This window comes from Brotaphodocola sp. (genome assembly GCF_050873065.1).
Classification (GTDB): domain Bacteria; phylum Bacillota; class Clostridia; order Lachnospirales; family Lachnospiraceae; genus Brotaphodocola.
On record NZ_JBNMIC010000001.1, the window covers coordinates 104,463 to 119,155 of the forward strand.

The 14,693-nt window shown below is 49.2% G+C and carries 10 protein-coding genes; 8 read left to right on the plus strand and 2 right to left on the minus strand.

Going from position 1 to position 14,693, the window contains the following annotated elements:
- Positions 1-154 precede the first annotated feature (154 nt).
- Complete coding sequence (gene clpB / locus ACR0QE_RS00475) at positions 155-2,758, plus strand: ATP-dependent chaperone ClpB (protein WP_432626424.1); 2,604 nt, start codon at positions 155-157, stop codon at positions 2,756-2,758.
- 127 nt (positions 2,759-2,885) lie between these two features.
- On the opposite strand, the gene ACR0QE_RS00480 is transcribed toward clpB, so the two are convergent.
- Complete coding sequence (locus tag ACR0QE_RS00480; protein WP_432626425.1) at positions 2,886-4,073, minus strand: NAD(P)-dependent malic enzyme; 1,188 nt, start codon at positions 4,071-4,073, stop codon at positions 2,886-2,888.
- Positions 4,074-4,134: 61 nt separating this feature from the next.
- Positions 4,135-5,046, minus strand: coding sequence for a DNA glycosylase (locus ACR0QE_RS00485; RefSeq protein ID WP_432626426.1), 912 nt, complete (start codon positions 5,044-5,046; stop codon positions 4,135-4,137).
- Positions 5,047-5,573: 527 nt separating this feature from the next.
- On the opposite strand from ACR0QE_RS00485, the gene ACR0QE_RS00490 reads away from it, so the two are divergent.
- From ACR0QE_RS00490 to ACR0QE_RS00520, 7 genes are all read left to right on the plus strand, one after another.
- Positions 5,574-6,995 (plus strand): spore germination protein, encoded by a 1,422-nt coding sequence (locus ACR0QE_RS00490; RefSeq protein WP_432626427.1) that lies wholly within the window; start codon positions 5,574-5,576, stop codon positions 6,993-6,995.
- Between the two features lie 346 nt (positions 6,996-7,341).
- Positions 7,342-7,521 carry a DUF4250 domain-containing protein gene (locus ACR0QE_RS00495; protein ID WP_432626428.1) on the plus strand — a complete coding sequence of 60 codons (180 nt, stop codon included), beginning with the start codon at positions 7,342-7,344 and terminating at the stop codon, positions 7,519-7,521.
- 138 nt (positions 7,522-7,659) lie between these two features.
- Positions 7,660-8,115, plus strand: coding sequence for a putative ABC transporter permease (locus tag ACR0QE_RS00500; RefSeq protein WP_432626429.1), 456 nt, complete (start codon positions 7,660-7,662; stop codon positions 8,113-8,115).
- Between the two features lie 185 nt (positions 8,116-8,300).
- The gene (locus ACR0QE_RS00505; RefSeq protein WP_432626430.1) at positions 8,301-9,047 is read left to right on the plus strand and encodes a lysophospholipid acyltransferase family protein; all 747 of its coding nucleotides are present in this window, start codon (positions 8,301-8,303) and stop codon (positions 9,045-9,047) included.
- 2 nt (positions 9,048-9,049) lie between these two features.
- Positions 9,050-10,177 carry a bifunctional chorismate mutase/prephenate dehydratase gene (locus tag ACR0QE_RS00510; protein ID WP_432626431.1) on the plus strand — a complete coding sequence of 376 codons (1,128 nt, stop codon included), beginning with the start codon at positions 9,050-9,052 and terminating at the stop codon, positions 10,175-10,177.
- A 421-nt stretch (positions 10,178-10,598) separates the two neighbouring features.
- A complete protein-coding gene (locus tag ACR0QE_RS00515) occupies positions 10,599-12,158 on the plus strand; it encodes an exopolyphosphatase (protein ID WP_432626432.1) in 1,560 nt (519 codons plus the stop codon).
- Between the two features lie 9 nt (positions 12,159-12,167).
- Positions 12,168-14,465, plus strand: a complete 2,298-nt coding sequence (locus ACR0QE_RS00520) for an RNA degradosome polyphosphate kinase (protein ID WP_432626433.1) — start codon at positions 12,168-12,170, stop codon at positions 14,463-14,465.
- The last annotated feature ends 228 nt before the right edge of the window (positions 14,466-14,693 follow it).

Genomic DNA, 14,693 nt, shown 5'->3' on the forward strand with positions numbered 1-14,693 from the left:
TCACAAAAAATTAGCACTCACCACTTGACAGTGCTAACAACGTGTGTTATAGTACTGACAGAACAAAAATAACAAACAAAACAAACAGATAAACACGTTCCGGTTGCGGGGCGTGTAGCCAATAACAGAAGCACCGAGGAATGGAGGCGAGTGTATGAACATTAATAAATTTACCCAGAAATCCATGGAAGCAGTGCAGAATTGTGAAAAGCTGGCATACGAATACGGCAACCAGCAGATTGAGCAGGAGCATTTGTTTTACAGTCTCCTCAAGCTGGATGACAGCCTGATCCTGAAGCTGTTGACCAAGATGGGGATCAGCAAAGAACTGATTATGAACGAGGCTGAGCAGAAGGTAGCCGGTCTGCCGAAGGTGAGTGGCAGCGGCCAGGTCTACATCAGCAACGATTTGAATAAAGTCCTGATTCATGCGGAAGATGAGTCGAAGGGAATGGGCGATGAGTATGTATCGGTTGAGCACATTTTCCTCGCACTGATGAAGTACGCAGACAGAACGATGAAGGAACTCTTCCGTCAGCACGGAATCACAAAGGATGCCTTTTTACAGGCACTGTCCACAGTCCGCGGCAACCAGCGTGTTGTCAGCGACAACCCGGAAGCAACCTATGATACGCTTGAGAAATACGGATATGATCTGGTGGAGCGTGCGAGAGATCAGAAGCTCGATCCGGTTATCGGCCGAGACAGCGAGATCCGAAATGTGATCCAGATTCTTTCTCGTAAGACGAAGAACAACCCGGTTCTGATCGGTGAGCCTGGTGTCGGTAAGACCGCAGTAGTCGAGGGTCTTGCACAGCGTATCGTCCGCGGAGATGTTCCGCAGGGACTGAAAGACCGCAAGCTGTTTGCCCTTGATATGGGTGCCCTGATTGCGGGTGCAAAGTACCGCGGTGAGTTTGAGGAGCGTCTGAAGGCTGTTCTTGAGGAAGTCAAGAAGAGCGAGGGCAAGATCATCCTCTTCATCGATGAGCTTCACACGATCGTCGGTGCGGGCAAGACCGAGGGTTCGATGGATGCGGGCAACCTCTTAAAGCCGATGCTTGCAAGAGGTGAGCTTCACTGCATCGGTGCAACGACTCTCGATGAGTACCGCAAATACATCGAGAAGGATGCAGCTCTGGAGCGTCGTTTCCAGCCGGTTACGGTTGACCAGCCGTCTGTTGAGGACACGATCTCAATTCTTCGAGGCATCAAGGATCGGTATGAGGTTTACCACGGTGTAAAGATTACCGACTCGGCTCTCGTTGCCGCAGCCGTTCTCTCTGACCGTTATATCACGGATCGTTTCCTGCCGGATAAGGCGATCGATCTCGTAGATGAGGCATGTGCACTGATTAAGACCGAGATGGATTCGATGCCGACAGAGCTCGATGAACTCTCGAGAAAGATCATGCAGATGGAGATCGAGGAGACTGCGCTCAAGAAGGAAACGGATCGTCTGAGTCAGGAGCGTCTGGAGGATCTTCAGAAGAACCTTGCAGAACTTCACGATGAGTTTGCTGCAAAGAAGGCACAGTGGGAGAACGAGAAGTCTTCCGTTGACAAGCTGTCTTCCCTGCGTGAGGAGATTGAGCAGGTGAACCGCGACATCGCTCAGGCACAGCAGCAGTATGATTTGAATAAGGCGGCAGAGCTTCAGTACGGAAAACTTCCTCAGCTTCAGAAAGAGCTGGAGGCAGAGGAGGAGAAAGTGAAGAATCAGGATCTGAGTCTTGTGCACGAGAGTGTGACGGACGATGAGATCGCGAGAATCATCTCCCGCTGGACGGGTATCCCGGTCAGCAAGCTGAATGAGAGTGAGCGTAACAAGGTTCTTCATCTGGATGAAGTTCTCCACAAGAGAGTAGTCGGACAGAACGAGGCTGTCGAGAAAGTGACGGATGCGATCCTGCGCTCAAAGGCAGGAATCAAGGATCCGACGAAGCCGATCGGCTCCTTCCTCTTTCTTGGACCGACCGGTGTCGGCAAGACCGAGCTTGCAAAGGCTCTTGCGGAATCGCTGTTTGACGATGAGAACAATATGGTCCGTATCGATATGAGTGAATACATGGAGAAGCACTCTGTGGCACGGCTGATCGGAGCACCTCCGGGATACGTTGGATACGAGGAGGGCGGTCAGCTTACAGAGGCAGTACGCCGCAAACCGTATTCGGTTGTTCTTTTTGATGAGGTGGAGAAAGCCCATCCGGATGTATTCAATGTCCTGCTTCAGGTTCTCGATGACGGACGAATCACCGATTCGACCGGCAAGACTGTGGACTTTAAGAACACGATTCTGATCATGACGTCGAATATCGGTTCTCAGTATCTTCTCGACGGAATTGACGAGAACGGAGAGATTCGCCAGGAGGCAAGAGATCTCGTGATGAACGACCTTCACGCACACTTCCGTCCGGAGTTCTTGAACCGTCTCGACGAGACGATCATGTTCAAGCCGCTGACGAAGGATAACATCGGTCACATCGTTGACCTGATGCTCGCCGATGTCAACAAGCGTCTGGCTGACCGTGAACTGACGATCAAGCTGACTGACCGTGCAAAGGCTTATGTCACGGACAATGGCTACGATCCGGCTTACGGCGCACGTCCGCTCCGCAGATATCTGCAGAAGAACGTGGAGACTCTTGCAGCGAGAATCATTCTTGAAGGCGAGATCAGTGAGGGTCAGACGATCCTGATTGATACGACGGAGGATGGAAGCGCACTGACTGCGAAAGTGGAGCAGGAGGCAAAGTAATTGTGAAGAAATCTTACCGTGCCGTGCGTCTTGTAAGATTTTAGATAAAGAGATTTGAGCAAGAAAATCTGAGTAAAAAAATTCCCTGTACATCGCGATGGTGTGCAGGGAATTTTTTTGTAAATTTTTATTTGATCTCTGTGTACGGAATGCGGTTGATTCCCTCTTTCTCAGCTTCCTTTGCAACTGCGTTTGCGACAGCGAGTGCCACACGCTTGTCAAAGGAGGACGGGATCACGTAATCGGTGGTCAGCTCTTCCTCTGGAATTACAGCTGCGATTGCGTGGGAAGCGGCAACCTTCATTCCCTCGGTGATGTCCTTTGCGCGGACAGCGAGAACACCCTTGAACAGACCCGGGAAGACGAGAACGTTATTGATCTGGTTCGGGAAATCGGAACGGCCGGTGCCGACAACGGCAGCGCCGCCTTCTTTTGCCTCATCCGGCATAATCTCCGGAACCGGATTTGCCATTGCAAAGACAATACCGTTGTTCATCGTTGCAACCATCTCTTTGGTCACAAGCTTCGGCTTGGAAACGCCGACGAAGATATCGGCACCCTTGAGGGCGTCAGAGAGCTTGCCGTGCTCCTTGTTCTTGTTGCTGATGTGGGAGATCTCCTCCTGACCGGAATTTAAGTTCTCGTCGCCCTCGCAGATGATTCCGTTGATGTCGCACATGATGATGTTGCCAAATCCCATGGAGATCAGCTGTTTGCCGATTGCAACGCCGGCAGCACCTGCACCGTTGATGACTACGCGCAGCTCGCCCATCTTCTTGCCGGTTACTTTTACGGCGTTGAGCAGGGCAGCACCGACAACGATGGCAGTTCCGTGCTGGTCATCGTGGAAGATCGGAATATCGCAGACTTCTTTCAGCTTGCGCTCGATCTCGAAGCAACGCGGTGCGGCAATATCCTCCAGGTTGATTCCACCGAAGCTCTTGGAAATCAGGGCAATCGTCTGAACGATTGTGTCGACATCCTTGGAATTTACGCAGATCGGGAAGGCGTCAACATCTGCAAATGCCTTGAACAGGGCGCATTTTCCCTCCATAACCGGCATTCCGGCGGACGGACCGATGTCGCCGAGGCCGAGTACAGCAGTTCCGTCGGTGATGACAGCAACGAGATTGCCCTTGCGGGTGAATTCGTAAGCGCGCTCTTCATCCTCTGCAATCAGAAGGCAGGGCTCTGCAACTCCCGGTGTATAAGCGATGGAAAGATCTTCCGGAGTCTTCACGTCAACTCTGGAAACGACCTCGATTTTTCCTTTCCATTCTCTGTGTTTCTCAATCGCAAGCTGTTTCTTATCCATGAAAAAACTTCCTCCTCTTTAATGTATCATAAAAGTATTTTAATCCACAATCCGAAAAGCGTCAATCGTTGCCTTTTAAATCATAATAAAAGATATATTGCTGAAGAACGCCCTGGTATCCGGCATAGGACTCAAACGGAAATCCGTCCGGGTAATGATTGGTGAGCACCTGCCGGATGTGCGTGTCGACCGGGAAGGCTTCGAGGTGATGGAGCCCGAAGAGACAGATGCAGTCAGCGACTTTGACTCCGACGCCACACAGTTCTAAGAGTTTAGCGCGGGCGGAGGCATAGTCCATCCGGCTTATCTCATCGAGGGAAATCTTTCCGGAAGCAATCGATCGCGCTGTCTCGACGAGATAACGGCTCCGGTAGCCGAGACCGAGTGCGCGAAGTTCTTCCTCTGTCGCAGCGGCGAGCTGATCTGGTGTCGGAAAGAGATAGAAGGAATCTGTGCAGTCCGATTTTGTGCCGTAGTGTGCGCAGATTGTTTCGATGCACTTGCGGATACGGCGGATGTTGTTCTGCTGGGAAATGATAAAGCTGATGATCATCTCCCAGAGGTCCTGACGAAGGATTCGGATTCCGCTTCCGTAGGAGATGGCAGACCGGAGATAAGTGTCAGCCGGATCGATATTTTCCAGAAAACGGCTGTAATCGGTGTCGAGATCAAAGTAAGTTTTCCAGATTGTCTGAAAATCGTTCTCAGAGCAGTCCATCAGAATCTTGCCGTTGTCATTGCTATTGTTGCTGGCGGCTGTAGTGGTTTCCTGTTTTAAGCGGAGACGCTTTCCGTGTGCAATTACCTGAAAGCAGCCGTCTTCCTGCTCTGTCATGCGGAAACACTGACCGGAGGCACTGATCTGGGCGATTGAAAAATTGCTTCCGTCCACGCGGATATAGTTGTCGGGTTTATCGGATGAATTGCGAGATGGAGTCTGAGGCTGATTATGAGGTTGATTGTGATTGGTCATATTGATGATTCCCCTCCTGTGTTTTTTCTTTGTGAGTTTATCAAATTTTTCGGATGATTTTTTGTTTTTTATGATGCTGCCTGTTTTTATGCTTTTTATGCAACAAAAAAGGAGCTGCCCTCCCCCACAGAAGGCTGCTCCTATTCACGATCAGAAACCGTTACATGATATAGTTTTTCTGGTATCCCCACACCAGTTACGGAAAGAAAAAGCGCCGGTCATCCGGTGCTTAAAGGGTTTCATTATGGAAACTCTTATCTGGCTTACCATTCCCCAATAGAAAACCAGTATTGTCGCTCTCTTCGTACAAAAAATAATATACCATTTTTGAACAAAAATGTCAATGTTGTTTTGTGCAATATACTGTATACATGAAAAAATCATCGACAAAAAACTGCAAAAAATGCATAGCGCACAACTGGGATTTATTTGCGCAATGTATAAAAAAATCAAAAAAAGGGCACACTGGAACCGATACCAGGGTTTGAAAAATGAAAAAGAACAATCAAAAAAGCGAGGGCGATTTGATGGAGTTTTCAGCAGATCTGACAGGGAATCTGGATCACCTAAAACGGGTGCTCCAGACGGATAAAAATTTTGATGTGGTGTACCGGATGGCAGAATTTGGCGGGCGAAGGGCCTGTCTGTTTTTTGTGGATGGATTCACGAAAGATGAGGTACTTTTGAAGATGCTTCAGTCGTGGTGGAGCATAAAACCGGAGGAGATGCCTGCCGATGCAAAAGGATTTTCGGAAAAATATGTGCCTTACGGGGAGGCAGGACTGATCCGGGAGGATACCGAAATGATTGTTCAGCTTCTCTCTGGAGTCACCTGTCTCTTTATAGATGGCTATGAGGAGTGTCTGACGATCGACTGCCGTACCTACCCGGCGCGCGGGGTAGGGGAGCCGGAGAAAGACAAGGTGATGCGCGGTTCGAGAGATGGATTTGTGGAGACACTGATCTTCAATACGGCTTTGATCCGGAGACGAATCCGGGATCCGAAACTGACGATGGAGATTTTGACTGCCGGGGAGAGCTCCCACACCGACATTGCGGTCTGCTACATGCGGGGACGGGTGGACGATGATCTTCTTGATCGGATCCGAAAGCGGATTCAGTCCCTGCATGTGGATGCGCTGACGATGAACCAGGAGAGTCTTGCAGAGGGAATTTTCCCACACAAATGGTACAATCCGTTTCCGAAATTTAAGTTTTCAGAGCGCCCGGATACCGCAGCGGCGTGTATTCTCGAGGGAAACATTGTGATTCTCGTGGATAATTCCCCTGCCGCGATGGTGCTGCCCTCCTCGGTCTTTGACATTATTGAGGAGGCAGATGACTATTACTTTCCGCCGGTGACGGGAACGTATCTGCGTCTCTCGCGCATGATGACGGCGTTTCTGTGTCTGTTTCTGACGCCGACGTGGCTTTTGCTGATGATGCATTCCGACAGTCTTCCGAAATGGCTGGAATTCACGAAACTTTCGGATCAGGTTTTTGTGCCGCTTATCTTTCAGCTTCTGATTCTCGAATTTGCGATTGACGGTCTGCGGCTGGCGGCGGTCAACACGCCGAGCATGCTGACGACTCCGCTGAGTGTGATTGCCGGCATTGTTCTCGGGGAGTATTCGGTGAAATCCGGCTGGTTTAATTCTGAGACGATGCTCTACATGGCATTTGTCACGATCGCCAATTACAGTCAGGCGAGTTTTGAACTCGGATATGCGCTCAAGTTTATGAGAGTGCTGATTCTGATTCTGACGAGTCTGTTTGACATCTGGGGATTTGTGATAGGAGTCGTGCTCTCAGTCTGTGCGATTGTCTTCAACCGGACAATTGCCGGAAAGAGTTATATCTATCCGCTGATTCCGTTTCACTGGAGGGAACTCAAGAAACGGTTCTTCCGTGGGCGATTGCCGGTGCTGAAGAAGAGCGGGGAGGAGTGATGGAAAAATTGCATGATGAGTGAATAATTTAGGCTCCGCCGGCGAGTAAAGTCAGGCAAACTCGTTCTCACTCCGGGTTCAACGTAGCGGTGCATAAGATCGCAGAATACGCGATCTAAGCACCGACGTCTCACACGGGTTTGCCTGTACTTTCTCGCCTTGCGTCGCCGTAGTAAGTGAGACAGGCACAAAAAGATTGCCATTGAGATAAAAGTCTTGTAAACTAGAGTTTGTGAAAATGCTGGATAGTTATATTAAATGCGCGAAAATCCTATGCCTTTATGGGCGGGATGGATAGTAGAACAACAGAATTAAAATACGATTGGAAAATACAGAGGAGGAAAAAATGAGCAGTATTCCTAAAGATCCGGTGATGTTGATGAGTTATTTGAATACGCAGCTTCGCGATAATTATGCATCTCTGGAGGAGCTGTGCAGAAGTCTTGATCTCGATCAGGCTGAGGTTGAGGAGAAACTCGCACAGATTGATTATCACTATGAGGCGGGAGCAAACCAGTTCAAGTAGGGATAGAGAGTGATAGGTGAGTATCGCTTTAGAAGGCTCCAGAATAAACGTATGAGAAATGTGAGTGTACCTAAAAATAGGAGCATGTAAAATCAGAGCTTAGACGGATAAAAATATACGCGTATAAAACCAGTATCCATGTCACATATTAAGGACATGGAAAAGATAAAGAGATTACCGGGAGATTTTTTGAAATGCGGGATTACGGGATGGTGTCTGGAAGTGATTTTCACTTCTGTGGAATCGATCCTGAATCACGACTGGAGGCTGATGGGGCGGACGTCGCTTCTGATGTTTCCGATCTACGGATGCGGGGCTCTTCTTGGACCGCTCGGAAGTCTGGCGGATAAGTGGATCGGGGAGAGTGATCTTCGCACCGTGGACCGGATGATTCGCCATGGAATGATTTATATGGTTCTGATTTTTACGGCAGAATACCTTTCGGGGAGTTTTCTGAGGGCAAGGGGAATCTGCCCGTGGGACTATACCGGAAAGACGACAAATGTGGACGGGCTCATCCGTCTGGATTTTGCACCGCTTTGGTTTGGCGCGGGACTTTTGTTTGAACAAATCACAAAAAAGAGAGGCAGATGACTTGTTTTTGCCTCTCTTTTTCTATATACTGAAACAATAAAATGGTGCTGGATTTCATATGGAGAAAATGTTCTTTTGGACGGGATTTTTATCTGTACCAGGGTGCGTTTTCGAGAAAAATCTGTCGATGATGGGGATGGGATTAATTTGAAATCTGGCAGAAAAACAAAAGGAAAGGATTTATTATGATACGCTTAGTTCTTGTCGCTTTTTTTCTCATTGCCTTTTTGATTCTGAGTGCAATTCCGCTTCTGATCGGAGAGCGCCTGATCTACAAGAATGATGAGAAAAAACAGCAGGAATATTGTCTGAAAGTGGTTCAGGCGATGTTTCGCATGCTGCTGCGTCTGACCGGCAGTAAAATAACGGTCAAAGGAAGGGAGAGAATCCCGGAGGGAGCGGTGCTCTATGTGGGAAATCACCGCAGTTATTTTGATATTCTCGTCGGATATACGATGGTTCCGGGACTGACCGGATTTGTCGCAAAGAAGGAGATGGAGACCTGGCCGATTCTCTCTGACTGGATGAGAAATGCAAACTGCCTGTTTTTAAACCGCAAGGACATTAAAGAGGGGCTTAAGACAATTCTTGAGGGAATCGAGAAGGTGAAATCCGGAGTTTCGATCTGGATTTTTCCGGAGGGAACCCGCTGTCAGGAGAAGGATCCGATCAAGATGCTTCCGTTTAAGGAAGGAAGCATGAAGATTGCGGAGAAATCAGGCTGTCCGGTCATTCCGGTTGCAATTACCGGAACGAGAGACATCTGGGAGAATCACATGCCGTTTATCCGTCCGTCAAAGGTAACGATTGAATTTGGCGAACCGATTTACATAAAAGAGCTGCCTCTGGCAGACCGGAAACATCTTGGAGCGCTGGCGCAGAACCGCATTCTTGAGATGCTGGAAAATGAACAAAAGATACGGAGGGCATAATTGTGGATTTACAGGAATGCAGAAGAGAGCTGGATGGGATTGACCGCCAGCTGACAGAATTATTTGAGCGCCGGATGGAAATCTGCGGACAGGTGGCACAGACGAAACTGGCTTCCGGGAAAGCAGTCTATGACGGGGAGCGCGAGAAGCAGAAACTTGACGCTGTGGAATCAATGGCACATGGGGAGTTCAATCAGACGGCGGTCCGTGAACTCTTTTCTCAGATTATGACAATCAGCAGACGCTACCAGTACCGTATGCTTGCAGAGCACGGAAAGGGCGAGGATCTTGGATTTGAGAAGATTGATTCGCTGAAGATGAAAGATGTCCGTGTCGTCTATCAGGGCGTGGAGGGCGCGTACAGCCACGGCGCGGCGCTTCAGTTTTTCGGGGAGGATGCGAATGTCTACCATGTGGAGCGTTTTCAGGATGCGATGAGAGAAGTCTCTGAGGGACGCGCCGACTATGCGGTTCTTCCGATTGAGAACTCTTCTGCCGGAGCGGTTGTGGATATGTACGATCTTCTGACCGGATTTGACAATTATATTGTTGCAGAGACATTTCTTCCGGTCAATCATGCCCTTTTGGGACTTCCGGATGCAGAACTTTCCGATATTCGCACAGTTTACTCTCATCCGCAGGCGCTGATGCAGTCTTCTCGTTTTCTGAATGCACAGGATGGATGGCGTCAGGTGAGCTGCCTGAACACCGCGGTCGCTGCGTGCAAGGTTGTCGAGGACAAGGATAAGAGTCAGGCGGCAGTGGCAAGTGAGATTGCCGGAAAACTGTATGGTCTCAAGGTGCTCAAACCGTCGATTCAGAACAATCAGGGAAATACAACCCGTTTTGTGATTCTTGCAAACCGTCCGGTTTACCGCAGAGGAGCATCAAGAATCAGTCTCTGCTTTGAATTGCCGCACCAGAGCGGAACACTTTACAATATGCTTGGCAACTTCATCTTCAATCACGTCAACATGGTGATGATCGAGTCGAGACCGATTCCGGGACGCAACTGGGAGTATCGTTTCTTTGTTGACATTGAGGGAAATCTTGAGGATGCAGCCGTTGCAAATGCGCTCAAGGGAATCTCTGCAGAGGCGTTGAATATGCGTATTTTAGGAAATTACTAATATACAAACAAGTAGACATTCAAAGAAAAATTACTTAGAAAGAGGCTGGAGTTTTTTATTAAGTAATTTTGCAATGTTCCCTTAATAAGAGATACGTATGGATCGTCTTGAATTATTTTTACTTTAAAGTTGGCAGACGGCGATGGGGCGGGCAAGTCAATGCAAACCCGTGTGAGACGTCGGTGCTTAGGTTGCGTGTTTTGCAACCTTATGCACCGCTACGTTGAACCCGGAGTGCGAACGAGTTTGCATGACTTTGCCTGTCATCAGAGCCGTCCTTGAAAACACTATTTGTTTTTTTAAATTTCTTTGCCATTTTCTACATGGATTTTACAGAGATTTAACAATGTACCGGAATATTTCATGTATAATAACTCAGAGTGGATGCCTTAGAACTAGAACTATTCGGGGAGGGAATGCCATGGTACGCACTTTTGCTGCGATCGACGTGGGATCGTTTGAATTAGAACTTGGAATCTTTGAGATTTCCGATAAGACCGGAATCCGGGCGGTGGATCATGTGAAGCATATGATTGCGCTCGGAAGGGATACATTCCGGGATGGAAAAATCAGTTACCGTCTCGTAGAGGAAACCTGCAGTGTTCTGGAAGATTTTGTACGGATCATGAAGGAATATCAGGTGGAAGATTATCGCGCTTATGCGACGAGTGCGATGCGTGAGGCGCGAAACAGTCAGATTGTTCTCGAGCAGATCCGTGTGCGGACAGGCATTGAAGTCAAGATTATCAGCAACTCTGAACAGCGTTTCATCAGCTACAAGGCGATTGCGGCGAAGGAGACGGAGTTCCAGAAGATTATTCAGCAGGGAACGGCGATTGTGGATGTCGGTTTCGGAAGCATGCAGGTTTCCCTGTTTGACAAGGATGCGCTTGTCACAACCCAGAGCCTTCCCCTCGGTGTGCTTCGCCTGAAAGAATTTCTTGCAAATGCCCGGGTGAGTGCACAGGTGGAACATTCCCTTGTCACGGAGCTTGTGGATAATGAGCTGATGACGTTTCGGAAAATGTACTTGAAGGACAGGGAATTCAAGAACGTGATTGCAATCGGAGAGCCGATCCTGACTCTTTATTACAAGACGGAGGCGGGAAAGCGGAAAGAACAGCTGACGGCGGAGGAGTTTGACCGCTTCTATGCAAAACTGGCGTCGATGACGAAGAACCAGCTTGAGGATGCCTTTGATGTGAACGGAGAGTACGCTCAGATGCTGTTCCCGACTGCCGCGATCTACAAGAGAATGCTTGATATCACGAGCGCGCAGATGATCTGGGTGCCGGGAATCCGCATGGTTGACGGCATGGCGGCAGAGTACGCTGAGGATAAGAAACTTCTGAAATTCAACCATGATTTTTCGAACGATATCATCGTGGCGGCGAGAAACATTGCACGGCGGTATAAATGCCAGATGTCGCACATTCAGGCTGTTGAGGATGCGGCGCTGAAGCTGTTTGACACGCTCAAGCGCTATCATGGAATGAAGTCGAGAGAGCGCCTTCTCCTTCAGATTGCCGTCAATCTGCATGCGTGCGGAAAGTTCGTGACGATGAGGGATGCGCTCGACTGTGCATACAACATCATCATGTCGACGGAGATCATCGGTCTGTCCCATGTGGAGAGAGAGATCGTCGCGAATGTGGTCAAGTATCACGATCAGAAATTCCGCTACAATGAGGTGGAAGTTTCCGCGAAGCCGTCGAGAGACAGCCGTCTGGTGAATCCGGAGAATCTGACGCTGATGATTGCAAAGCTGACCGCGATCCTTCGCCTTGCAAATTCGATGGACCGCAGTCATCTGAACAAACTGGCGGACTGCAAATTGAATGTGAGAGAAAATCAGCTTGTGATCTCGACGGATTACAGCGGGGATGTGACACTTGAGGCGATTTCCATTGCGGAGAAGGGGGATTTCTTCGAGGAAATTTTTGGAGTACGTCCGGTGCTCCGTCAGAAAAAGAAGGTATAAGAGATGAAGATGGCAAACAAGACAGATAAGGTAGACAAGACAGAGAAAGCGGAGAAGAGTGTGAAAGCGGAGAAAACCGCAAAGACAGAGAAGACCGCAAAAACCGAAAAACTGGTGAAAACCGAAAAAACAGAAAAAGCAGAAAAGACAGACAAGAGTGTCAGGGCAGAGATCGCAGAACAGGACTACACGGATCCGAAAAATTATGTGAACCGTGAGTTAAGCTGGCTGGAATTTGATTTCCGTATTCTGAATGAGGCGAGAGACAAGTCAATTCCGCTGTTTGAGAGACTGAAATTTTTGAGCATTACCGCTTCAAACCTGGATGAATTTTTTATGGTCCGTGTGGCATCTCTGAAGGATCAGGTGCATGCGCGCTACAAGAAGCCGGATATTGCGGGACTCAGACCGGAGGAACAGCTCGCAAAGATCGGGGAGAAGACACATGAACTTGTGAATCTCCAGTACTCGACATACAGCAGATCCCTGCTTCCGTCACTGAAACAGCAGGGACTCGATGTAATCTGGGAATACGAGGATCTCGATGAGAAGGATGGCGAGTTCGTCGACCGCTTCTTCCATGAGAATGTCTATCCGGTTCTGACCCCGATGGCAGTGGATTCCTCCCGCCCGTTCCCGCTGATTCGCAACAAGTCTTTAAATATTGCGGCTCTCGTGCAGAAAAAGGGCGATGAGAAGGAGAAAGATCTGGAATTTGCGATGGTTCAGGTCCCGTCTGTGCTTCCGCGTATTGTGGAACTGCCGGAGGGCGAGAATGGGGAACGCCGTGTGATTCTTCTCGAGGAGATCATTGAGCGCAACATGAAGGATCTGTTCCTGAATTACAACATTGTGAGTGCGCATCCGTTCCGAATCATGAGAAATGCGGACTTTACCCTCGATGAGGAGGAGGCAGAGGATCTTCTTGTGGAGATTCAGAAACAGCTGAAAAAGCGCCAGTGGGGCGAGGTGATCCGCCTTGAGGTTGAGGAGAAAGTTGACCGCCGTCTGTTAAAGATTCTCAAACGGGAGCTTTCTGTCGAGGAGGAAGACATCTACGAGATCAACGGACCTCTCGATCTGACTTTCCTGATGAAAATGTATGGAATGGCTGGATTTGAGTCCTTAAAGTCCCCGTCCTACACGCCTCAGCCGGTTCCGGAGCTGATGAACGATGACGACATCTTTGCAAATATCCGCAAGGGCGATATTCTTCTTCACCATCCTTATGAGACGTTTGATCCGGTTGTGAACTTTGTGCGATCTGCGGCAAAAGACCCGAATGTGCTCGCAATCAAGCAGACGCTTTACCGTGTCAGCGGACATTCGCCGATCGTTGCGGCACTTGCGGAGGCGGCAGACAACGGCAAGCAGGTCTCTGTTCTCGTCGAACTGAAAGCGCGTTTTGATGAGGAGAACAACATCAACTGGGCGAAGATGCTCGAGAAGGCGGGCTGTCATGTTATCTACGGCCTTGTCGGCTTAAAGACGCACTGCAAGATCACTCTCGTCGTGAGAAGAGAGGAGGATGGCATCCGCCGCTACGTACATCTCGGAACCGGAAACTACAACGATTCCACGGCAAAACTCTACACGGACTGCGGACTTATGACCTGTGCGCCTCAGTACGGGGAGGATGCGACTGCGGTCTTCAACATGCTGTCCGGATATTCTGAGCCGCCGACATGGAACAAGCTGTCTCTCGCACCGCTGTGGCTGCGCAGCCGGTTTATCAAGATGATCCGAAGAGAGACCGAACATGCGCGTCAGGGCCGCTCTGCGCACATCATGGCGAAGATGAATTCGCTCTGCGACAAGGAGATCATCGCGAACCTCTATGAGGCATCCTGCGCCGGTGTGAAAGTGGAGCTTGTCGTGCGCGGAATCTGCTGTCTGCGTGCAGGAGTCCCGGGACTTTCCGAGAACATCAGTGTACATTCGATCGTCGGAAATTTCCTTGAGCATGCGAGAATCTTTTACTTTGAAAATGACGGTTCCTCAGAGGTCTATATGGGAAGTGCAGACTGGATGCCGAGAAACCTCGACAAGCGTGTCGAGATCATGTTCCCGGTGGAGGATCCGAAGCTCAAAGAGCGGGTGATTCACATTCTCAAGGTTCAGCTTGAGGATAATGTGAAGGCACATATCCTGCAGCCGGACGGAACTTACGAGAAGGTTGACAAGAGAGGAAAGACGCTTGTGATGGCGCAGAGCCAGTTCTGTGAGGAGGCAGTTGCCGCTGCAAAGGCACAGAGCGCAGGAGAGGATATTCACAATACGAGAGTGTTCGTTCCGGCAGAGGCATAAGTGACATACATTTTAGTACATTCAGGGGAAGATGGAAAATCTTCCCCTTTTTGTTAGAAAAAAGTAAGGCACAGGCAGGTCTTTTATGCTAAACTGTAAGTGTTCAGCAGATTCATACCGTGTGCAAACGAAACGGTGTGGAAACTGTGCGGACCAAACAGAATAAAGAGAATAAAAGAATAGAATTTATAGACGAAAATAGCCGAAGGGATTCGGTTGTATGGGGAG

What these genes read in the sequence shown, in the direction of transcription:
- ACR0QE_RS00485 (WP_432626426.1), bottom strand. Translation starts at nt 5,046, where the DNA reads ATGACCAATCACAATCAACCTCATAATCAGCCTCAGACTCCATCTCGC.
- ACR0QE_RS00490 (WP_432626427.1), top strand. Translation starts at nt 5,574, where the DNA reads ATGGAGTTTTCAGCAGATCTGACAGGGAATCTGGATCACCTAAAACGG.
- ACR0QE_RS00495 (WP_432626428.1), top strand. Translation starts at nt 7,342, where the DNA reads ATGAGCAGTATTCCTAAAGATCCGGTGATGTTGATGAGTTATTTGAAT.
- ACR0QE_RS00505 (WP_432626430.1), top strand. Translation starts at nt 8,301, where the DNA reads ATGATACGCTTAGTTCTTGTCGCTTTTTTTCTCATTGCCTTTTTGATT.
- ACR0QE_RS00500 (WP_432626429.1), top strand. Translation starts at nt 7,660, where the DNA reads ATGTCACATATTAAGGACATGGAAAAGATAAAGAGATTACCGGGAGAT.
- ACR0QE_RS00480 (WP_432626425.1), bottom strand. Translation starts at nt 4,073, where the DNA reads ATGGATAAGAAACAGCTTGCGATTGAGAAACACAGAGAATGGAAAGGA.
- ACR0QE_RS00520 (WP_432626433.1), top strand. Translation starts at nt 12,168, where the DNA reads ATGGCAAACAAGACAGATAAGGTAGACAAGACAGAGAAAGCGGAGAAG.
- ACR0QE_RS00515 (WP_432626432.1), top strand. Translation starts at nt 10,599, where the DNA reads ATGGTACGCACTTTTGCTGCGATCGACGTGGGATCGTTTGAATTAGAA.
- clpB (WP_432626424.1), top strand. Translation starts at nt 155, where the DNA reads ATGAACATTAATAAATTTACCCAGAAATCCATGGAAGCAGTGCAGAAT.